Source organism: Sphingobium sp. B8D3A, assembly GCF_025961995.1.
Classification (GTDB): Bacteria; Pseudomonadota; Alphaproteobacteria; order Sphingomonadales; family Sphingomonadaceae; genus Sphingobium.
The window spans coordinates 1,630,774-1,650,510 of record NZ_JAOQOS010000001.1 but is presented as its reverse complement, the minus strand read 5'-3'; the positions used below and the strand labels follow the sequence as shown (position 1 = coordinate 1,650,510).

The following is a 19,737-nucleotide window of genomic DNA, read 5'->3' as shown; positions in this document are numbered from 1 at the left end:
CCCCCCTGTCCCCACACGCACCAAAAGAGAAAGGCCGCTCCGGATGTCTCCGGGGCGGCCTTTCCTTATGTCAGCCTGACGCTGTCAGGCGCGTCAGAAGCTCTTGCGCACCGAGAGATACCACTCGCGGGGACGGCCCGGCTGGGCTTCCGTGGTGGGCTGGCCGAAGGGCACCAGATCGAAGATGTTGTAGTAATACTGCTTGTTGAACAGGTTGGTCGCACCGACCGCCACGGTCAGGTCGCCCGCATCGTTCTGGTAGCTGATCCGCCCGTTGAACACGGCGCGGCCGGGGATCTGGGCGATCGGGCTGCGCGAGTTGAACGAGATCTTCGACTGATAGAAGCCGTCGATCCGCGGCGTGATGGAGCCACCCAGCTGCTCGACCGGGATCTCGTACTGGATGCCAGCCGACCCCGTCCACTGCGGCACATAGACCGGCGTCTGGTTCACCACGAGCGGATCGTTGCGCAGTTCCGGCGCATCGAAGTGCGTGTAACCGCCCGCGAGGTTGAACGTCAGGCCATCGACCGGACGGGCCTCCAGCTCGACCTCGAAGCCCTTCACCTTACCAGGCGAATTGACGTAGTTGGTCTTGGAAATGCAAGCCACGCCAATGCCCTGCGCCAGGTTGACCGCACCGTCCGTGGCCGGATTATAGGCACGGCACAGTTCATTCCCACCCGTGACAGCCGGATCGACCTGCGTCCCGGCGAGCGTGCAGACACCGGTCGTGCCGTTGTTGATGCATTCCGAACCGCTCTGCGAGACGATGCGCGAGGAGTAGTCCGAATAGAAGCCGGCCACGTTCAGGCGCAGGCGACGGTCGAAGAAGTCACCCTTGAAGCCGAGTTCGTAGGCGACCATTTCCTCGGCCGCGACAGGCACGAGCTGCGAGGCCTGGAACGGACGCGGGTTGAACGCACCGGGACGATAGCCCGAAGCGATCGAGCCATAGACCATCACGGAATCGGTCAGCTTGTAATCCGCGCCGAAGCGGTAATCGATGCGGTCGTCCTTGACGAGCACGGGGCGAATGATGCCGCCCTGGCCGTTATTGAAAAGCGTGTCCTTGGTATCTTCCGAGTAGCGCAGGCCAGCGGTGAGCTGCAGGCGATCGAGCGGACGAACCTGCGCCTGGGCATAAGCCGCCTTGGCTTCGCTATCCACGCTGATGCGGGCGTTCTGCTGGAAGTTGAGGAACGGAATCGAGACGTTGGACGTCGTGAGGCCCTTGCCCTTGTAGTAGAACAGACCGGCGGTCACATCGAACAACGGGCTGGTGTAGTTGAGGCGCGGTTCGACCGTCCACTGCTCATGCGTGATGATGGACTTGGTGGTCTGCAGGCTCAGCGGCGACCCGTCGGTATCGTTGATGGCCGTCGTGAAGACATTGCGATAGCTGCCCAGCACGGTGAGCGTCAGGTCCTGCGTCAGATCGACCACGGCCTTGCCGCTGAAGCCGTAATTCTCGATCACAGCCTTGCGATCGAAGCACTGGCCGCCACGGTCCGACCCACCGTTATAATAAGTGCCGGCGATGTTGGTACCAGCCGGGATCGGATCGCAATAGGTGGCATAGGTGGTGTAAGGGCTGTTCGTGAGGAAGCGGCTGTCATAGCTGACCCCCCAAAGCGGCTGATAAACGGCCGCATCAAGCGCCTGCGTGGCTGCGCTCGGCACGATGCGGAGCTGCTTGTTCGCCACCGCCGGGGAATCATCGTTGGTGTAGTCCGCCGAGAGCGTCAGGTCGATGCCGGTGCCGGCGTAACGCAGCGCGCCGCGCAGGGCGACGACGCTTTCACCGCCATAGCGGCCCAGTTCGCAATCGGTCTGCGAGGCGCCGGAGAGGAAGCCGTCCGAGGGATCGAGCGAGGGGAACCTGCCGGCGAGGCCAGGCGTGCCCTGACGCACCATATCGCAACGGAAGTCGAGCAGCTTCTGGTAGCCCTTGCGCTTCTTCGACACGCCCGAAACGCGGAAGAAGAGGTTCTCAGACAGCGGCACGTTAAAGCCGGCGCGCAGGTCGGTGCGGTTGTAGCTGCCCACGGTCGCTTCGACATAGGCCGAAGGCGTCGCGTCAGGTGCCTTGGAGATCAGGTTGACGGCGCCACCAATGGCGTTGCGGCCGAACACCGTGCCCTGCGGGCCGCGCAGCACTTCGACGCGCTCAAGGTCGAGCAGATCGAAGGTCGAGCCGGCGAGCAGCGCATAATATTGGTCATCGACATAAAAGGCCACGCCCGGCTCGAACGCCAGATTGAAGTCATACTGGCCGATGCCGCGGATATAGGCCTGCACGGCGCGGCCAAAAGAGGCGTTCGCTGCCGCAAAGCTGGCGTTCGGCACGATGGCCGCAACGTCCTGAATGTTGTTGATCGCCCGATCGGTCAGCGCATTAGCGGTTACGGCGGTGATGGCCAGCGGCGTTTCCTGCAGGTTGGTGGCCGAGCGCGTCGCGGTCACGACGATCTCTTCGACACCGGCGCGCTGGGGCTGCGCCTGGGCAGCGGCATCGTCCTGCGCCTGTGCGGGCGCTGCGATGCTCATGGCAAAGACGGACGCACCCGCCATCCCCAGAAGCTTGTTCCTCAACGAAAACGACATTCCAAATCTCCCAAAACGCGGGCGCAGGCCCATTGATCGATGGGTGAATGCCTCGCCGCATCCCCGCGCCGCCCGGAGACAGCGCCGCCCGCGAACAGGCGAGGACACCACGCAGCTTCACCGCGTTATTGGAGTGATCAGCAGGGAGTGGACTTATGCGCCAAGACGAACGAGATCGCCTTTGCCTGTGAGCCGATCAGGCACGATGAGGGGCCTGATCGAAGCCACCGGGCTTCGCCTGTATTGCATCCTTCTCCCGCTGGCATAAGACCAGCCGAGCATCGCCAATACTCCGAGATATTGACTTTGCCCGATACTCCAGCCTGCGCCATTGGGAGACTACCGATGAGAAAACAAGAAAATTTCTCATCGAGCAGGAAATACTGATGACTTTGTCAGAAAGTGTCGCATCCATGCCACGATGGGCCATTGCCTGCGGACCGATGGCGCCCCTTGTTCCGATCCCGTCGAAACCGCGTCGCGCCCGCTCTTACGCGGCGCCCATGGGCGACATCGCCGCCCGTCACAACCGCTAATCTGCAACTTTGCTCTATAAGGATGTTGATTCCCCATCAACACCGTGTTTTGGTGCGATCCGATAAAAAGCCCGGCTGGTCGGCCGGATGGATGCGGGATGGCTGAATATGAACAGGTTTGACGTCGAAGACTTCATCGATCGGTCGCGGATCAGCGCCACCCAGATCATGGCGCTGCTCGTCTGCGTTCTGGTTTGCTTCATCGACGGGTTCGATATCTTCATGATCGGTAAGATCGCGCCAGCCATCGCTGCGGATTTCGGAGAGACCTCCGAGGCAATGACCAAGGTATTCGTCTACCAGCAGATCGGCCTCGCCATTGGCGCCTTCAGCATCGCCCCGCTGGCGGACCGGTTCGGACGGCGGTTCATGCTCACGGTCTCCTGCCTCATCTTCGGCACGATCACCATCGGCAGCATCCATGCCCAGACGCTCACGCAACTGGCTGTTCTGCGCGGCATTGCCGGCGTGTTCATGGCGGCGGGCCTGCCCATGGCCATGGCGCTGATCTCCGAGCTGACCCCCAAACGCAAACGCTCGACGCTGATCTCTCTGGCGCTTGTCGGCTTCTCGACCGGCAGTGCCGCCAGCGGCGTCGTCGCGGCGTGGCTGCTGGACAGCTATGGCTGGGAAAGCGGCTTCTGGATCGGCGGCCTTGTGCCGATTACCTGCGCGGTGCTGCTCTTCCTGATCGTGCCGGAATCGCTCAAGTTCCGGGCCGAGCGCAACCCGTCCGACCAGCGGATCGCGACCACGATCCGCAAGATCGACCGCAATGTCGACCTGCGGGGCGACGAACTGTTCGTGATCGAGAGCGGTGGCGCCAAGGGGCGCAAGGCCAAGCTGTCCGACGTGTTCTCCGAGGGTCGCCTGACCATGACGGCACTGGTCTGGGCTGCCTGCACCCTCAGCATGACCAACACGGCCCTGCTTAGCGCCTGGATGCCGACCTTCTTCCTCGAAATGGCGGGCGTCCCCATCCAGGATTTCGCGAAGGTCGCCATGATCGGCTATCTCGGCGGGGTCGCGGGCACGCTCTCCATCGGCTGGCTGATGGACCGGATGCGCCCTGCCCTGCTCATCGCCTGCTTCTATGTCATGCTGGCCGTGACCATCAACCTGCTGGGCTGGGTGCCCTTCTACTCCGCCTTCTTCGTGGTCGCGCTGCTCACCTGGCAGTTCTTCCAGACCGGCGGACAGTCCGGCCTCAACACGATGATCGCCCAAGTCTATCCGCCCCGGATGCGCAGCACGGCATTGGGCTGGGCCGGTGGCGCCGGGCGCATTGGCGGCATCGTGGCGCCGATTGCCGGCGGCTTCGCACTCGCCCAGCACTACTCGCTGCAACTCACCCTCGCGCTGACGGCAGCGCTGCCGCTTGGCACCGCGATCTTGATGTTCGCCCTCGCCTATATCCGCCGCCAGGAAGAGGCGAAGGATAGAGAGCCCGTCACGCTCGCGCATTGATATACGCGCTCGACGGTTGTCGGGCGACAAGGAAAAGGGCGGCCTCGCTATGATGCGAGGGCCGCCCTTTCTGTTTGAGGTCCGCCCGGTCTACAGGAAACCGGTCAGCCGATAGGTGTAAGCGATCAGGCTGCCGAGCTGAGCTTCATATTATACTGGCCGCTCTTGAGCGTCTCCTCCGGCACCCAGGTGCCGTGGAAGGTCGAGCGAACGCGGACGGGCAGCTTGAGCAGCGCAACCGGCCCAGCCGCCAGATTCTGCGCGTCGAGAATGGCCAGATCGCTACGATTCTTCGCACCACGTGCGACCAGCACGAGCAGCCATCCATCGCCTTCCGGCGCATCCGGCGTGCGCGGCACGAACTGCGCCTCCTGCACGCTATCGCCCGGGCCCGGCTTCCAGATCTGGAACTCGCCTGTCTGGTTGTCGAACCGCGCCGTGCCGCTCGATCCATCCTGTGCGCGTGCGAGCAGGAAGCCATAGCGATAGGGCCGCCCCTGATAGCGATCGTCCGTGCGCGGCATCTCGCCCGGAATGTTCAGCAGACGCTGCGTGGTGAAGCTGTCCTCATTGCTGGCGAGGTCGAACGTCATGCGCGTCAGGAAAGGCGGAACCGGCGCTGTTTCCTCGCCGTGCGGCGTGGTAAAGAAGGGGAAGCAATTGCCATCATAATAGCACAGGTCGAGGTGGACCTTCGTGCCCTCGCGATAGGCATTCATCATGTGACCGGCGCTGCCGGTTGGCCCCTTGAACCAGCGAATATCCTCCGCCTTGCCATAACGCGGCACCAGCGCGACATGCACAGGCTGATCGGGATGCCACTGATAATAAGGCCCGCCCTGCTTCACCACGTCGAGATCGGTGATGAGCGGGAAGAACGGCACGACCACCCATTCATCCGTGATCGCGAAATCATGGACGCAGGCTGCATAGGGCATCTCGAACCAGATCTCGGTCTTGATCTTGCGATCCGGCCCGAAGACGTAGAACACGAAATCCTTGGTCGCATCGCCCTTGGCCTGATAGCCGAACGCCAGCAGTTCGTTGGTGATCGGGTCCACCTTCGGATGCGCCGTAAACGTCTCGGACAATATCTGTCCGTCGAAGTCCACGCGGCCCTTTGTTTCCAGCGTGTCGGGGTCGATCTCGTAAGGGAGGTCATCTTCCTTCAACGCATAGAGATGGCCGGCATGGAACATCGCCGTGGTGTTGGCCGTGCCGAGATGGATGTCCTTCGCGCTTTCATCGGCCGTATAGCGGTTGCGGTAGCTGCCGAAGAGCCCGCGACGGGCGGCTTTCTGCGCCTTGTAGCGATCCGTCTCGACCCATTTGACGACATAATCCGCCTGATTGTCCTTGAAGCGGATCATGTGCATCTGGCCTTCGCCATCGATGAAGATGTCATCGGTGCGGCCGGAGGGATATTGCCGGTCGGCACCGACGCGGTACAGGCCGCCTTCCAGCCCATCGGGGATGGCGCCGGAGATCAGCTCCAGCCCGCGCAACTCGATATTGGCGCGCATCGGCTCGCCCCAGCCGCGATAGAGCTCGACGTCCGGAAATTGAATGGGTTCGACCATGGGGTCCTCCTGAAGAATCTGCCTCAGACGGTGGCGATGAAGTTCATGATGTGATGCTCAAGGTCGCTGTCTGGCGTCCCGATCTCGAGCACAGGTGACAGGTGGTTGTGGCCTCCCAGCCAATGCAGCCTTGGAAAGGCCTTGTTGGTTATGGCGTAGCGGGCAGCCAGGCTCGCGGCCTGCTGCTGGAACGGCACCGGATCGAACTCGCAGACCGAGAAGAATAGCGGGATCTTGCTGGTGAGCAGGCCGGCCACGGTGGACGCCTGCGCCCAGCCGGCCGGGTCCTCGCCATAATAGGATTTCTGGAACTGGTTCGGCTCGGCCGCGGCCACGTCGTAAATTCCCGAGCACATCAGCGCGCCGGCGATCTGTGGGGAGAAGCGCGCGACGCAATCGGCCACGTGCACCGCGCCCGCCGACTGCCCCATCACGAAGATGCGGTCCGGATCGCCGCCGAATTGCGCCACATTCTCGCGCAGCCAGATGACGGCATTGGCCACGTCCTCGCCGCCGGCCGGCCAGGTGGCGGCAGGGGCGAGCCGGTAGGTCATGGTGACGCCGACATAGCCCTCATCCACGGCGAAGCTGCCGATATTGTCGTAAAAGGGCGAGCCTTCGGTGGTCTTGTCGCCCATCACGAAGCCGCCGCCATGGACGAACACCAGCACCGGCGCGCCGGAAAGCCCGTCCCGCGTGAAGATATCCAGCCGATTGCGCGCATCGGGACCATATTGATGGTCGCGCGTCACCTTGGCGCCCGCCGGCAAGCCCGGCTGCAGGGCGCGGTAGATTCCCTGCGTGCCGCCCATCATGTCCGGGGTCAGTTCCGTGCCGAACGCTTCAAGCTGTTTGCGGATTTCGGGGGTCATGCAGCATCTCCAACCTTGAGCACCGGCTTGATCACCGTGCCCGCCTCACAATCATGAAACGCCTTGCCGATCTCATCGAAGGCGTAGGTCTCGATCAGCCGATCGAACGGGAAGCGTCCTTGCCGCCAGTAATCGATCAGCATCGGCAGGAAGGTGCGCGGATTGGCGTCGCCGCCGAGGATGCCGCGCAACTGCTTGCCACCCGCGAGCATGGGGAACATGGCGGGCGCCCATTCCCCCCGAGGCGCCGCGACGAAGCCGGCGGTCCCGTTCATGGCGAGGCATTCCAGTGCCATGGTGTGGACGGCCGGCACGGTGGTGGTGTTGAAGGTGAAATCCACGCCGCGACCGGTAACCGCGCGGATCTGCTTGGCGACGTCCTCGCCGTCCGAGCGGATCGCATCGGTCGCGCCCAGTTCGCGCGCAAGCTCAAGCCGGCCTGGGTTGATGTCCACCGCGACGATCCGCTTCGCGCCCACCAGCTTGGCGGCCATCACCGCAGAGAGGCCGACGCCACCGACCCCGAAGATGGCGATGGTATCCCCTGCCCCCACCTTCAGCGCCTCGATCACCGATCCGGCGCCAGTGATGACTCCGCAGCCGAGCGGGGCCAGCAGTTCCAGCGGAATATCCTTGTCCACCTTCACCGCCGTGCGCTCCGGCACGATGCTGTGCGTCGCGAACGAAGACTGGCCGAAGAAATGCGAGTGGATGCGCTCATCCCCGCACGCCAGCGCCGTCGAGCCATCGAGGCGCTTGCCGCCGAAGTTCATCGGCATCGCCAGATCGCAATAGGTCGGACGTCCGGCCACGCAACTGGGGCACACGCCGCAGCTGCTGCCCGAGAGGAGCACATGGTCGCCCACGGCGAACCCGCGCACGCCCTCACCCAGCGCCTCGACCACGCCCGCGCCCTCATGACCCAGCACGATGGGATGCGGCGCGTGACGGCCGGGATGCTCATGCAGATCGGTGTGGCAGATGCCGACCGCGGCCATGCGCACGAGCATCTCGCCCGCGCGCGGCGCTTCCAGCTCCAGCGTTTCAAGCACCGGCGCCGGCTGATTGCCGCGACTGACGGCAGCGGTGATCTGCATCACTTCTTCCCCGCGACCGGCGGAGCCTGATGGCTCGGCTTTTTCTTGAGCAGGATCTCGCCTTTCCACGGCACCTGATCGGCGGCGGTCCAGGCGTTGACGTGCAGCGACTGGAACCGCCACACGCCTTCCTTCTTGGTCACATGGTCCTGCCGTGTGCCGATGCCGAACACGAAGTTGGTGTGGTAATCGGTCTGGAACTGGAGGATCTGGAAGAAACAGCGCACGTCCACCTCGCCCTGCTCCGGGCGTGGGTCCATGATCAGCGTGTTCATGATGTGCTGGCGCCCGTACCACCAGCTCTGCCGGTCGTTCCAAAGCGAGCGCAGATTCTCCAGGATCGCCTCATGGCCCTGCACCCGGCCCTGCCAGAGATGATCGAACCAGGCGTCCTGCGCGAAGGTCGACATCGCCGTCTCTTCATCGGCGAGGTCGATGCCCCAGGCGTAGCGCGAATAAAGCTCCTGAATTTCGAGCCGGTCGAGTGCGCTCAGTTCCCATGCCATGTCAGTGTCCTCCCGGTTTTCCAAGATGGTGATCGTTCTGGATATCGGCCGGCTCGCCATGATTGGTGAGCAGAGCCTTGCGGCGCACATAGCGCAGGATCGCCTCCGGGCCGGTGCGCGAGCCCCCGCCCACGCCGGACGCGCCAAAGGCATTGCTGCCGACCGTGCGGTTCTTGGCGAAGGTCAGGAAGGTATCCTGCATGAACACGGAGCCGGCATTGATCTGCAGGCCGATCGCCATCGCTTCTTCCGGGCTTCCGGCGACGACGTTCGCCGTAAGGCCGAAAATGGTGTCGTTGGCGAGGGCAATCGCCTCTTCTACCGTCTTGAACGGCATGACCGGCAGGATCGGCCCGAAGGTTTCGTCCCGCATGACTAGCATGTCATGGGTGACGCCGGTCAGCACGGTCGGGCGCATGTAGAGCCCGCCGTCGATCTGCTCGACCGCCCCGCCGGTGAGGACCTTCGCCCCCTTCTCGACAGCGTCCGCGATATGCCGTTCGACGATCTGCGCCTGCGGCGCGAAGGTGAAGGGATGGAGATGCCCGGCGCGCGGATCGTCGCTGTTGAGGCGGACCTTCTGCGCTTTCTCGACCAGCAGCGCGACGAACGCATCGTGGATGGCCTCGGCGACATAAATGCGCTCGACCGAGAAGCAGACCATGCCATTGGCATGAACCGCGCCGCGCAGGACGGCTGTGGTCGCCCGCTCCAGATCGGCGGTCTCCGTGACGATCACAGGGTCCTTGCCGCCCAGTTCCAGATAGCAGGGGATCAGGCGCTCGGCGCACTGCACGGCGATCTTGCGGCCGGTCGGCACGCTGCCGGTGAAGCAGAGCAGATCCACCGCATCGATGATCGCGCGGCCCGTCTCGCCATCGCCCTGAACATAATCGAACACGCCGGCCAGTTCCGGCACCTGCGCCACGGCCTCGAACAGCGGCTCTACCCAGCGCGGCGTCACTTCCGAGGGTTTGATGAGCACAGCGCAACCTGCGAACAGGGCGGGAATGGCATCGAGCAGCACCAGCATCATCGGCGCGTTCCAGGGGCCGATCACGCCGACCAGCGGATAGGGCACGAACTGCGTGCGCACCTCCACCTGCGGCATGGCCTTGGAGGGGCCGGTATAGCTCGCCGCATCGAGCGCGGCCTGCGCGTCCTCGATCCAGCCGCCGATATTGCCCATGGTGATGAAGCCCTGGAGATAGGAGGTGTGGCACCCGCCCGTATCGATCGCATCAGCCTCGGCGATGGCGCTGGCGCGCTTGGCGACCTCGCCCAGCCAGCGCTGCATGACGCCGATGCGCTCGGCGAGCGGCTTGGCAGCCCAAGCCTGCTGGTTGCGCCGGAGACGGTCGGCCTTCGCCGCTACGTCCTCCGCCGTCGCAATTTCCATCATAAAGTCGATCGCGCCGCTGCGTGGGTTGTGCACGGGCACGCTGCGCCGTTCGATATCCGCCATGAACGTCCTCCCCAAAGGCGAGAGACTCGCCTCAATTAGTCAGACGTCGTTGTATATCGATGTTGAACGCGCAATCAACAGGATTGCGGCGGTTCATGATCCCAAGGGAAAAAGCCCGGATAGCGCAGGATCGCCGAGTGCGCGCGCACCACGGATTGCAAGGGCGGGAGCAGCGCTTCGAAGGCGCGCGCCGATATGTTGGATCGCACCGCATCTTCCGTCGCATCCGCGCTGGCCTGGAGGCGGTCGATCTGGTGCCGGCCCTCATCGGTGACGAAATATAGCGTCTTGCGACGATCCTGCGGAGACGGCACTGCCTGCAACCACCCCCGCTGGGCCAGCTTCTTGAGAACGATCGCGCAGGTCGAGGGATCAAGCCCGTAGACCCGCGCGAACTCGACCTGACTCAGGCCGCCATGCAGATCCAGAATCACCATCGCGGAGAACTGGCGCAGGGTCACCGCCATCGGCGCGACCTGCTCACTGAAATGCGCATGGAGAATCTGCAGCGCGCGGCGGAACAACATGCTGGGCACATTGGTCAGATAGGAGTCCTGCCTGTCCCACCGCGGCGCACCATCATTGCCGGCCTCCACCAGGCTGGAGAGCTGCGCCATGGCCACCGCGCGCTCATCATCGCTCAGCGGATCGAGCAGCAACGCCTGAAGCTGGGCGAAGGACGACCGGATTTCGTCCATGCGCGCTTCCCCGGCCGCCGTCAGCACCGGCAGGCTGCGCCGCCGATCCCGCTCATCTTGTTGGCGGGCAATGAGGCCCGTCAGTTCAAGGTTTTGCAGCACGATCGCCGTGGTCGACGTGTCGCTGCCGCAGGCCCGCGCGAGGCGAACCTGGTCGCTCCCCGGACGCTCGGCAATCGCCAGCATCATTTCCGCTTGCGATAAAGTCTCGCCCCCGCAGGCCACCGATCCATACAGGGCATTGGCGATCTGATCGATGCGGTTGAGCAGAAACCCCGGCTTGCGCAGGAACACCCGCATGACCTGATCGAGCGGAACACGCGGTCTTTCTACGGCACAATCAATCTCAGGTGCAGCAATGGCAATTTGTTTTGCAGGCATCGTCACAAACAGGCGGACCCCGTGATGGGCAATGTTATCATGCGCAACAATCGGCCAGATTCCGGGGCTTGGCAAGCATATCGGTCGAATGGGTCGACGTTTTTCAGTTGAACCCAAGCGGCCACCCGCTTAGCTGTTGAAGAATCAACAACAAGAATTTTCTTGGAGCGCAGGATGACCGAGGACGACTATGCCGACTACATCGCCCGCTTCAATGCGAACGATTTCGAAGGTTTCGGCCGCTATTATTGCGATGACGTGGTGTTCAACCTGGGCGAGAAGCGCCAGATCATAGGACGTTCCGCCATTCTGGATTTCTACCGCGACGTGAAGTCCAAGGTCCGCGAAACGCTCGACATTCTCGCCGTCGCGGCCGGTCCGGGCACCCTCGCCTGCCATGTTCGCACCGAATTCTATGGCCTGGAAGACTGGCCCGACTTCATCGCCGGCCCCTTGATGAAGGGCCAGACCCTCAACATCGAGAGCCTTGGCTTCTATTATCTGCGCGACGGCAAGTTCGCGCAGATTCTCGGCGCGCGGTACAAGACGCTGCCTGCCACAGCTGCTGTTTGATAGTCATCGAAAAAGGAGATTGCACTTCATGGTAACGCCCGAGATTGCCCCCCATCCCTTCGCGCCGAAGTTCGAATTCGCCTTCACGGTGTCGATCGACCTGACACCGGCGGTGTGGATTTCCCCCACCAGCATGGGCGCGACCCGCGCTGCCGTGTGGGCGGCCCAAGGCACCTTCGAGGGCCCCCGCATTCGCGGCCGGGTCATCCCGATGAGCGGCGGCGACTATCCGCTGTCCCGCCCCAATGGCGTGATCGATTTCGACGCGCGCTACATGCTGGAAGCCGATGACGGCACGCCGATCTATCTGCAGAGCCGCGGCTATCGCTGGGCCGAAGGTGACGCGATGGAGCGCATGGCCCGCAACGAAGATGTGGGACCGGAAGAATATTATATGCGGGTGAGCCCCAAGTTCGACGTGCCGGAAGGCCCGCACGAATGGCTGGGCAAGCACATCTTCGTCGGCGTTGCCGAGAAGATCCCGAAGGCCAACCGCATCCACTATTTCATGCTGCTCTGACGGCTGACGCCTTCCAAAGAAATCCAGCTGCCGCCGCCTTGCACTTTCCGCAGGGCGGCGGCAGTGCCTTATCCAGCCAAGAGGAGAGCATGCGATGAACGATCCGCAAGTCCCCGCCCATCTCGAATATGTGTTCGAGATGCGGGTGAATTTCCGCCCCGAACGCTGCACGGTCGGCCCGCTGCCGGGCGGCGGCTATCAGGGCTACACGCCCTGCGCCAGCGGCACGATCTACGGCCCGCGCCTGTCCGGCATCATCATCCCGGACAGCGGTGCCGATTACGCCACCGTGCGGGGCGACGGCACCATCGTCATCAAGTCGCACTATATGCTGCAGGCCGATGACGGCACCAAGATTTACATCAACAACAATGGCTATCTCATCCCGGCCAAGCCGGGCGAGGCGCGACTGGATGACGGCACGCCGCAACCGGCCTATTTCTGCTTCTCGCCCACATTCGTGGTGCCCGAGGGCCCGCATGACTGGATGGGCAAGACGCTGATCATCGGCACCGGCAGCCGCCGGTCCAATCCCGATCACTCCATCTTCACATATTATGCGGTGAAGCAGACACTCGACTGAGCATTTGACTAAACAAGCGAAAACGCCGCCGCTGGAGCCCTCAGGCCCCGGCGGCGGCGTTTTTCATGCCGGTCAGATTATCCGATCAGGCCGCGTCACCCGCCTGGCGCTTTTCCGCACCGAAGACGCGGACGGGGTCCTTACGGCCCTCCACCACATCCTTGTCCACCACGACTTCGGTCACGCCTTCCATCGTCGGCAGATCGAACATGGTGTCGAGCAGGATCGCCTCGATGATCGACCGCAGACCACGCGCGCCGGTCTTGCGCTCGATGGCGCGCTGAGCAATCGCCGTCAGCGCTTCGTCCGTGAACGTCAGCTCGACATCTTCCAGCTCGAACAGCTTGCGATACTGCTTCACCAGCGCGTTCTTGGGCTCGGTGAGGATCTGCACCAGCGCGGCGATGTCGAGATCTTCCAGCGTCGCGATGACCGGCAGACGACCGACAAACTCGGGGATAAGGCCGAATTTGAGCAGATCTTCCGGCTCGGTCTGCTTCAGCAGCTGACCGGTACGCCGTTCATCCGGTGCCGCGACATGCGCGCCGAAGCCGATCGACTTGCCCTCAAGCCGGTCGCCGATGATCTTTTCCAGCCCTGCAAAGGCACCGCCCGCGATGAACAGGATGTTCGTCGTGTCCACCTGCAGGAATTCCTGCTGCGGATGCTTGCGGCCGCCCTGCGGCGGCACCGACGCGGTCGTGCCTTCCATCAGCTTGAGCAGCGCCTGCTGCACGCCCTCGCCCGACACGTCGCGGGTGATGGAGGGATTCTCCGCCTTGCGGCTGATCTTGTCGATCTCGTCGATATACACGATGCCGCGCTGCGCCTTCTCGACATTATAGTCCGACGCCTGGAGCAGCTTGAGGATGATGTTCTCGACATCCTCACCGACATAGCCGGCTTCGGTCAGCGTCGTCGCATCCGCCATGGTGAACGGCACGTCGAACGTCTTGGCCAGCGTCTGCGCGAGCAGCGTCTTACCGCAACCCGTCGGGCCGATCAGCAGGATGTTGGACTTGGCCAGCTCGACATCGCCAGCCTTGCCGCCATGCTCGAGCCGCTTGTAGTGATTGTGCACAGCCACCGAGAGCACGCGCTTGGCGCGCTGCTGGCCGATCACATAATCGCTCAGCACATCGCAAATCTGCTGGGGCGTCGGCACGCCGCCTTCCTTGCGGCCGACCAAACCACCCTTGGTCTCTTCACGAATGATATCGTTGCACAATTCGACGCATTCATCGCAGATGAACACGGTTGGGCCGGCGATGAGCTTACGCACTTCGTGCTGCGACTTTCCGCAGAACGAGCAGTAGAGCGTGCTCTTCGAATCCGATCCTGTGAGCTTTGTCATTCAATCTCTTCCTTGGTCTGGCGCCGTCTCGCGCCAATTGCCCAGATGCTCTTTCCGTCGGTCATCCTAGACCGGCTTCTTGCAGCATCACAAGTGCCGAAAATGTCGCCAAATAGCGTAAACCAGACATTGCCGGCTCAAAAGCCATAATGGAAAGAAGATGGGAGGGCTGGTCCGGCTTTGCAATGGGAGATGCTGGCCAGCCCCGGCCAGGCTGCGAACAGAGAGATTTTAGCGGCGGAAACAAGCTGGCCGCTCACTCGACCACGGCACAGCCCAAAGTCCGGCGACGATGCACGGCGCCGCCGGGATGCAAAGGCCGACCGCGTGAGCGGCCGGCCCGACCCTATCAAGCCGGCGTTTCTTCGCTGGTGCCGGGACGCTTGTCGTACACCTTGTCCACAAGGCCGAACGCGAGCGCTTCTTCCGCTTCCAGGAAGGTGTCGCGATCCATGGCGGCCTCGATCTTCTCCAGCGGCTGGCCGGTGTACTTCACGTACAGATCGTTCAGGCGACGGCGGATACGAAGGATTTCCTTGGCCTGGATCTCGATATCAGACGCCATGCCCTGCGCGCCGCCAGACGGCTGGTGGATCATGATCCGCGCGTTGCTGAGCGCAAAGCGCATGCCCGGCTCGCCCGCCGCGAGCAGGAAGCTGCCCATCGATGCGGCCTGGCCGATGCACACCGTGCCGACCTTGGGGCGGATATATTGCATGGTGTCGTGGATCGCCATGCCGCTCGTCACCACGCCGCCCGGCGAGTTGATGTACATCCAGATGTCCTTCTTCGGATTTTCCGATTCCAGAAACAGCAGCTGGGCAACGATCAGCGAGGCCATGTGATCCTCGACCTGGCCGGTCACGAAAATGATCCGCTCCCGCAACAGGCGCGAGTAGATATCGAAGCTGCGCTCGCCGCGATTGGACTGTTCGATAACGATAGGAACAAGTGCCCCGAGCGGATCAAAATTATCGGTCATGATTCTCTTTCTTACTGGCCGTCTGCGGCCACTACATCGGACGTTTGGGCACTGACTTCAAGATGCGCAGGCTGGGCACCGGGTGCGGACAGGTACGTTTCGAAAAGCGCGCGCCCAGGCCCTTCGATCAGTCGCCGGCTCAGAGAGGCACAGCCCATGACGAAGATCAGAAAGAGGATGCTGATCCCATCGCCGATCCAGACCCCGCCGCCGATGGCTTTCCCGGTCTGCGTATCGACCACCAGATCGACAGCGACATGACGCTCGATGACCGATAACAAGTTGAGCAGGCGGTAATATAGAAAGATGTGGATAAGGTAGATCGAATAGGAGAGTGCTCCGATCTCTACCACCTTGGGCCTTTTCAAGCAGTCGCTCACCACGCCTTTCTCACGCCCGAACACGAGTACCGCGATTAAAAAGAGAAAGGGTGACAGAACGGACAGCCTCCCTCCTCCCAGGCAGGATATGAATGCTACCAGCGCAATCGCCGTCACCAGCTCAAGTCCATGATCAGTCCAAGCTGGAAGCTGCATCGCCTTGATCCGATTCATGCAGCGCCAACCGACGAGGCCGAGCGCAAAGCCCATCGCGCAACGCAGCAGCGCGTTCTGGTACATGACCGGACTGAAATCCGGCTGGCTAAGGAGCAGCAACGGAACGGCGACCGCAATGCCCAGACAAATTGGCACCAAGTGACGCCCAGCGGTTCGCAGAACCAACGCAAAGACCAGATAAATCCAGACTTCCGCTGCGATCGACCAGCTGGGGAAATTCCACGCTGTCGGATCGCCGCCCGGGAAAATCTGGATCAACAGCAGGGCGTCGATCAGATTCTTGGGCGACTGTAAGCCCTCGAAGGCCGGCCTGCCTAACCTATCCCCACCGAAGATGAGGAGACAAAGCTCGAACAAGACGAAGCAGGCCAGCATGGCAAAATGCAGTGGATAGACGCGGGCGATCCGCTTGCGCATGAAATGACCGACGGAATAGCCGCCCACGAGCCTCTTCCCGTAGCTCGCGCCGATGACAAAGCCGGACAGCACGAAAAAGAAATCGACAAAAAGAGACGCATGCTCAACCAGCGCTGCGTTCGAAATCCTTCCCTGCGTCTTCACATGCAGAAGGAGGACCATGCACGCGCAAATGCCGCGCAAGCTATCAAGCACCTCATAGCGATGCGGCGCTGAACCAACCCCCTCCATACCTGCCCCCCCGAGCCTGTCGGGAAAGTTTATGGACTCAATTATTCATGATCAACTGGGTTAATGAAATTTAACGCGCCATCCCCGGCGCGGTATGCGCCAGATAGGCAAGGCGCTTCATTTCCTGCCGGCCGCGCGTCACTGTGTCGAGAATGAGACCGGTGAGCAGGCACAGGGCGGACAGGACGCCCATCCCCACAATGGTGATGAGGGTCGGGAAGCGGGGCACAAGCCCCGTCTCCAGATAGGTCAGGATGACCGGCACGCCCATCAGCCCGGCAACCAGCGCGATCACCAGCGCAATGAAACCGAAGAACCACAAGGGCCGCTCCACGCGATAGAGCTGGATCATCGTGCGCAGGATGCGCCAGCCGTCGCGGAAGGTGTTGAGCTTGGAGAGCGAACCTTCCGCCCGCGCCGCATAGGCCGTCATCACCTCGCCCACCGGCATGCGTAGTTCGAGGGCGTGGACAGACATCTCCGTTTCGATCTCGAAGCCCTCCGATAGGATCGGAAAGCTCTTGACGAACCGCCGGGAGAACACCCGATAGCCTGAGAGGATATCGGTGAAACTGCGCCCGAAAAGCTGCCGCAGCAGCCCGGTGAGCAGCAGATTGCCGAGCCGGTGCCCCGGACGGTAAGCCGCCTCCACCTCCGACTTGCGGGCGCCGACGACCATGTCGAGCGGCCCGTCCAGCATCGCGCTGACCAGCGCCGGCGCCGCGCTCGCATCATAGGTCGCATCGCCATCGGCGAGCACGTAGATGTCCGCATCGACGTCCGCGAACATCCGCCGCACGACATGGCCCTTCCCTTGCTGCCGCACGCTGTAGACGATCGCCCCGGCGGCGCGCGCCACGGCGACGCTATCATCGGAACTGTTATTGTCGAACACGTAGATGGCTGCCTGCGGCAAGGCCTGCGCGAACGCGGTAACGGTCTGCCCGATGGCGACCGCCTCGTTATAACAAGGCAGCAGGACGGCGATGCGCACGCCTGTCATCGGGCTGGACGGGTCTGGATGCATGGGACTGCGGGCTTATGGCAACAGATCGCATGGTTGCAATGGTCTTTTGCGACCCCAGCGCCCGGCGGCACCTTCTGCACGAGCCCGCCGCCATGCATCCAAAGAAAAAGCGAGCCGGAACGGCATCCCGCTCCGGCTCGCTTCTGATCAGTTCATGCGATCTGCAGTCAGGTCTCAGGCCTCGGCAGTCTTGGCCTTCTTGGCAGCGGGCTTCTTGGCCGGCTTCTCAGCCGCCTCGCCCTCGTCGGCCTTGGCAGCAGCGGCCTTCTTGGCCGGAGCCTTCTTGGCAGGGGCCTTGGCCTCTTCTGCCGGAGCAGCCTCAGCCTCGGCATCAGCCTTCTTCGCAGCCGGCTTCTTGGCGGCAGCCTTCTTGGCCGGCTTGGCGTCGTGGCTGTGATCGTGGCCGCAATCCGGTCCGTGGACGTGACCGCCCTCTTCGCTTTCGATCGCCGCTTCCAGATCGGCGCGCGCAACCGTGCGTTCGCTCACATCGGCCTTCTCGAAGAGATAGTCGACGACCTTGTCCTCATAGAGCGGGGCACGCAGCTGTGCGGCGGCCATCGGCTCGTTGCGGACATATTCGACGAACCGCTCGCGGTCCTGCGGGGCATATTGCTGCGCGGCCTGGGCCACGAGGCGGTTCATTTCCGCCTGCGTGATCTCGACGCCATTGGCCTGACCGATTTCCGAGAGGAGCAGGCCCAGACGGACGCGACGCTCGGCGATCTTGCGATAATCGTCGCGGTCGGCTTCCATTTCCTTGAGCGCCGCCTCGGGATCTTCCTCGTGACCGGCTTCATGCTCAAGCTGCTGCCAGATCTGGCCGAACTCGGCCTCGACCATGCCCGGGGGCACCTCGAAATCATGGCCGGCAGCCAGCTGATCGAGCAACTGGCGCTTCATGTAGGTGCGCGTCAGATTGCCGTGCTCCTGCTCGATCTGCGCCTTGAACAGCTCGCGCAGCTTCTCGAGGCTCTCGAGACCGAGCTGCTTGGCGAACTCGTCGTCAGCGGGCTTCTCGACGGGGTTCTTGACCGCCTTGATGACGAGATCGAACGTCGCATCCTTGCCGGCCAGCTCCTTGGAGCCATATTCGGCGGGGAAGGTCACGTTGATGGTCTTCTCGTCGCCGGTCTTCACGCCGACCAGCTGATCCTCGAAGCCGGGGATCAGATTGCCCGAGCCGATGGCGATCGCCATGTCCGAACCGGTGCCGCCCTCGAACGGCACGCCGTCGACCTTGCCGACGAAATCCATGACGACCTGGTCGCCTTCCTTCGCCCTGGCGGTCTTGGGGGCGTCCTCATAACGCTGGCTCTGCGCGGCGAGACGGCCAACCGCCTCGTCGATCTGCTCGTCGGTCACATCGACGACGAGCCGCTCCAGCTTGATGCCCTCGATCTTGGGCGCGGGAACCTCCGGCAGGATTTCCAGAGCGACCTTGACCTCGGCATCCTTGCCGTCCTCATAATCGGCGGTCAGCTCGACGCTCGGCTGCATCGCGGGACGCAGCCTGTTCTCGGCGATGACCTTCTCGACGCCCTCACGGATGGACTTGTCCAGCGCCTCGCGCTGCAGGGCCGGGCCGTGCATCTTGCGGACGAGGTTGGCAGGCACCTTGCCGGGCCGGAAACCGGGCATCCGCACCTGCGGCGCAATCGACTTCACTTCCTCTTCGACGCGGGCGTCGATGTCCTTGGCCGTGACGGTCAGCGTATAGGCGCGCTTGAGGCCCTCATTCAATGTCTCGACAATCTGCATATCTCTAACTCGACGCTTTCCAGGCTAGGATGAAATCTCTTGGAACGACCGGGGCCAGGCTGCGCAACTGGTGCGGGCGAAGGGACTCGAACCCCCACATCTTGCGATACCAGAACCTAAATCTGGCGCGTCTACCAGTTTCGCCACGCCCGCATCGGTCGCCGGTCGGCGGGCCATAGTGCAAAGCCTGGGAAAGGGCAAGGCTGTGCGCGCCTTGCCGTGTCGATCCGGAACGATCACCTGTCCCGCCCGTTGAAAAGGGCAACGAAAGGACGCAAAGCCATGGCCAGCCAGCCGGAAATTCCGCCCCCCGATACCATCACCCCGCAGTCACCGGACGAGCTTCCGCCCATGGAATCGCCGGACGAGACGCCGTTTCGCGAACCGCCGGAAATCGCGCCGGAAACGCCCAATATCGATGAACCCGGCCGCGGCCCCGACGAACTGCCGTCCATCGCGCCGCCGCCAGACTGATCTGAGCTACTGATCTCAGCATCCCGGCCCGCCTAATGGAGGCGCGGCC

General features: G+C 62.9%; 17 protein-coding genes and 1 tRNA gene. 5 read left to right on the top strand and 13 right to left on the bottom strand.

The window, feature by feature from the left end; translation table 11 throughout:
- Window positions 1–93 precede the first annotated feature (93 nt).
- Window positions 94–2,607, bottom strand: coding sequence for a TonB-dependent receptor (locus tag M2342_RS07550; protein ID WP_264578637.1), 2,514 nt, complete (start codon window positions 2,605–2,607; stop codon window positions 94–96).
- A 644-nt stretch (window positions 2,608–3,251) separates the two neighbouring features.
- Between M2342_RS07550 and M2342_RS07545 the strand changes: the two genes are divergently transcribed.
- Entirely contained in the window at window positions 3,252–4,610 is a 1,359-nt protein-coding gene (locus M2342_RS07545) for an MFS transporter (protein WP_264578636.1), read from the top strand.
- A gap of 125 nt (window positions 4,611–4,735) precedes the next feature.
- Here M2342_RS07545 and M2342_RS07540 read toward each other — a convergent pair whose 3' ends face one another.
- The 6 genes from M2342_RS07540 to M2342_RS07515 form a co-directional block, all read right to left on the bottom strand.
- Window positions 4,736–6,190: a carotenoid oxygenase family protein gene (locus tag M2342_RS07540; RefSeq protein ID WP_264578635.1), complete on the bottom strand. Its 1,455-nt coding sequence runs from the start codon at window positions 6,188–6,190 to the stop codon at window positions 4,736–4,738.
- Between the two features lie 23 nt (window positions 6,191–6,213).
- The gene (locus M2342_RS07535) at window positions 6,214–7,062 is read right to left on the bottom strand and encodes an alpha/beta hydrolase (protein WP_264578634.1); all 849 of its coding nucleotides are present in this window, start codon (window positions 7,060–7,062) and stop codon (window positions 6,214–6,216) included.
- Window positions 7,059–8,159, bottom strand: a complete 1,101-nt coding sequence (locus tag M2342_RS07530) for an NAD(P)-dependent alcohol dehydrogenase (RefSeq protein WP_264578633.1) — start codon at window positions 8,157–8,159, stop codon at window positions 7,059–7,061. Before M2342_RS07530 ends, M2342_RS07535 begins: the two co-directional genes overlap by 4 nt.
- The gene (locus tag M2342_RS07525; RefSeq protein ID WP_181559312.1) at window positions 8,159–8,665 is read right to left on the bottom strand and encodes a nuclear transport factor 2 family protein; all 507 of its coding nucleotides are present in this window, start codon (window positions 8,663–8,665) and stop codon (window positions 8,159–8,161) included. The genes M2342_RS07530 and M2342_RS07525 overlap by 1 nt, the downstream gene beginning before the upstream one ends.
- 1 nt (window position 8,666) lies before the next feature.
- Entirely contained in the window at window positions 8,667–10,130 is a 1,464-nt protein-coding gene (locus M2342_RS07520; protein WP_264578632.1) for an aldehyde dehydrogenase family protein, read from the bottom strand.
- Between the two features lie 74 nt (window positions 10,131–10,204).
- The gene (locus tag M2342_RS07515; RefSeq protein WP_264578631.1) at window positions 10,205–11,122 is read right to left on the bottom strand and encodes a MarR family winged helix-turn-helix transcriptional regulator; all 918 of its coding nucleotides are present in this window, start codon (window positions 11,120–11,122) and stop codon (window positions 10,205–10,207) included.
- Window positions 11,123–11,383: 261 nt separating this feature from the next.
- Here M2342_RS07515 and M2342_RS07510 point away from each other — a divergent pair, with 261 nt between their 5' ends.
- From M2342_RS07510 to M2342_RS07500, 3 genes are all read left to right on the top strand, one after another.
- Window positions 11,384–11,782 carry a nuclear transport factor 2 family protein gene (locus tag M2342_RS07510; protein WP_181559309.1) on the top strand — a complete coding sequence of 133 codons (399 nt, stop codon included), beginning with the start codon at window positions 11,384–11,386 and terminating at the stop codon, window positions 11,780–11,782.
- A gap of 28 nt (window positions 11,783–11,810) precedes the next feature.
- Entirely contained in the window at window positions 11,811–12,302 is a 492-nt protein-coding gene (locus M2342_RS07505; RefSeq protein WP_181559308.1) for a DUF3237 domain-containing protein, read from the top strand.
- A 94-nt stretch (window positions 12,303–12,396) separates the two neighbouring features.
- Entirely contained in the window at window positions 12,397–12,885 is a 489-nt protein-coding gene (locus tag M2342_RS07500; protein WP_181559307.1) for a DUF3237 domain-containing protein, read from the top strand.
- A gap of 85 nt (window positions 12,886–12,970) precedes the next feature.
- On the opposite strand, the gene clpX is transcribed toward M2342_RS07500, so the two are convergent.
- From clpX to M2342_RS07470, 6 genes are all read right to left on the bottom strand, one after another.
- The gene (gene clpX, locus M2342_RS07495) at window positions 12,971–14,239 is read right to left on the bottom strand and encodes an ATP-dependent Clp protease ATP-binding subunit ClpX (RefSeq protein ID WP_181559306.1); all 1,269 of its coding nucleotides are present in this window, start codon (window positions 14,237–14,239) and stop codon (window positions 12,971–12,973) included.
- Between the two features lie 349 nt (window positions 14,240–14,588).
- Entirely contained in the window at window positions 14,589–15,221 is a 633-nt protein-coding gene (gene clpP, locus M2342_RS07490) for an ATP-dependent Clp endopeptidase proteolytic subunit ClpP (protein ID WP_181559305.1), read from the bottom strand.
- Window positions 15,222–15,232: 11 nt separating this feature from the next.
- Window positions 15,233–16,426, bottom strand: a complete 1,194-nt coding sequence (locus M2342_RS07485) for an acyltransferase family protein (protein ID WP_264578630.1) — start codon at window positions 16,424–16,426, stop codon at window positions 15,233–15,235.
- A gap of 70 nt (window positions 16,427–16,496) precedes the next feature.
- Window positions 16,497–17,453 carry a glycosyltransferase family 2 protein gene (locus M2342_RS07480; RefSeq protein WP_264578629.1) on the bottom strand — a complete coding sequence of 319 codons (957 nt, stop codon included), beginning with the start codon at window positions 17,451–17,453 and terminating at the stop codon, window positions 16,497–16,499.
- Between the two features lie 174 nt (window positions 17,454–17,627).
- Complete coding sequence (tig, locus tag M2342_RS07475) at window positions 17,628–19,214, bottom strand: trigger factor (RefSeq protein ID WP_264578628.1); 1,587 nt, start codon at window positions 19,212–19,214, stop codon at window positions 17,628–17,630.
- 68 nt (window positions 19,215–19,282) lie between these two features.
- Window positions 19,283–19,367 (bottom strand) — tRNA-Leu (locus M2342_RS07470).
- A gap of 129 nt (window positions 19,368–19,496) precedes the next feature.
- On the opposite strand from M2342_RS07470, the gene M2342_RS07465 reads away from it, so the two are divergent.
- Complete coding sequence (locus M2342_RS07465; RefSeq protein WP_181559302.1) at window positions 19,497–19,688, top strand: hypothetical protein; 192 nt, start codon at window positions 19,497–19,499, stop codon at window positions 19,686–19,688.
- Window positions 19,689–19,737: the final 49 nt, after the last annotated feature.

Excerpts from the sequence above, each read along its gene's own strand:
- M2342_RS07550 (WP_264578637.1), bottom strand. The coding sequence starts at position 2,607 with ATGTCGTTTTCGTTGAGGAACAAGCTTCTGGGGATGGCGGGTGCGTCC.
- M2342_RS07545 (WP_264578636.1), top strand. The coding sequence starts at position 3,252 with ATGAACAGGTTTGACGTCGAAGACTTCATCGATCGGTCGCGGATCAGC.
- M2342_RS07540 (WP_264578635.1), bottom strand. The coding sequence starts at position 6,190 with ATGGTCGAACCCATTCAATTTCCGGACGTCGAGCTCTATCGCGGCTGG.
- M2342_RS07535 (WP_264578634.1), bottom strand. The coding sequence starts at position 7,062 with ATGACCCCCGAAATCCGCAAACAGCTTGAAGCGTTCGGCACGGAACTG.
- M2342_RS07530 (WP_264578633.1), bottom strand. The coding sequence starts at position 8,159 with ATGCAGATCACCGCTGCCGTCAGTCGCGGCAATCAGCCGGCGCCGGTG.
- M2342_RS07525 (WP_181559312.1), bottom strand. The coding sequence starts at position 8,665 with ATGGCATGGGAACTGAGCGCACTCGACCGGCTCGAAATTCAGGAGCTT.
- M2342_RS07520 (WP_264578632.1), bottom strand. The coding sequence starts at position 10,130 with ATGGCGGATATCGAACGGCGCAGCGTGCCCGTGCACAACCCACGCAGC.
- M2342_RS07510 (WP_181559309.1), top strand. The coding sequence starts at position 11,384 with ATGACCGAGGACGACTATGCCGACTACATCGCCCGCTTCAATGCGAAC.
- M2342_RS07505 (WP_181559308.1), top strand. The coding sequence starts at position 11,811 with ATGGTAACGCCCGAGATTGCCCCCCATCCCTTCGCGCCGAAGTTCGAA.
- M2342_RS07500 (WP_181559307.1), top strand. The coding sequence starts at position 12,397 with ATGAACGATCCGCAAGTCCCCGCCCATCTCGAATATGTGTTCGAGATG.
- clpX (WP_181559306.1), bottom strand. The coding sequence starts at position 14,239 with ATGACAAAGCTCACAGGATCGGATTCGAAGAGCACGCTCTACTGCTCG.
- clpP (WP_181559305.1), bottom strand. The coding sequence starts at position 15,221 with ATGACCGATAATTTTGATCCGCTCGGGGCACTTGTTCCTATCGTTATC.
- M2342_RS07485 (WP_264578630.1), bottom strand. The coding sequence starts at position 16,426 with ATGGAGGGGGTTGGTTCAGCGCCGCATCGCTATGAGGTGCTTGATAGC.
- M2342_RS07480 (WP_264578629.1), bottom strand. The coding sequence starts at position 17,453 with ATGCATCCAGACCCGTCCAGCCCGATGACAGGCGTGCGCATCGCCGTC.
- tig (WP_264578628.1), bottom strand. The coding sequence starts at position 19,214 with ATGCAGATTGTCGAGACATTGAATGAGGGCCTCAAGCGCGCCTATACG.
- M2342_RS07465 (WP_181559302.1), top strand. The coding sequence starts at position 19,497 with ATGGCCAGCCAGCCGGAAATTCCGCCCCCCGATACCATCACCCCGCAG.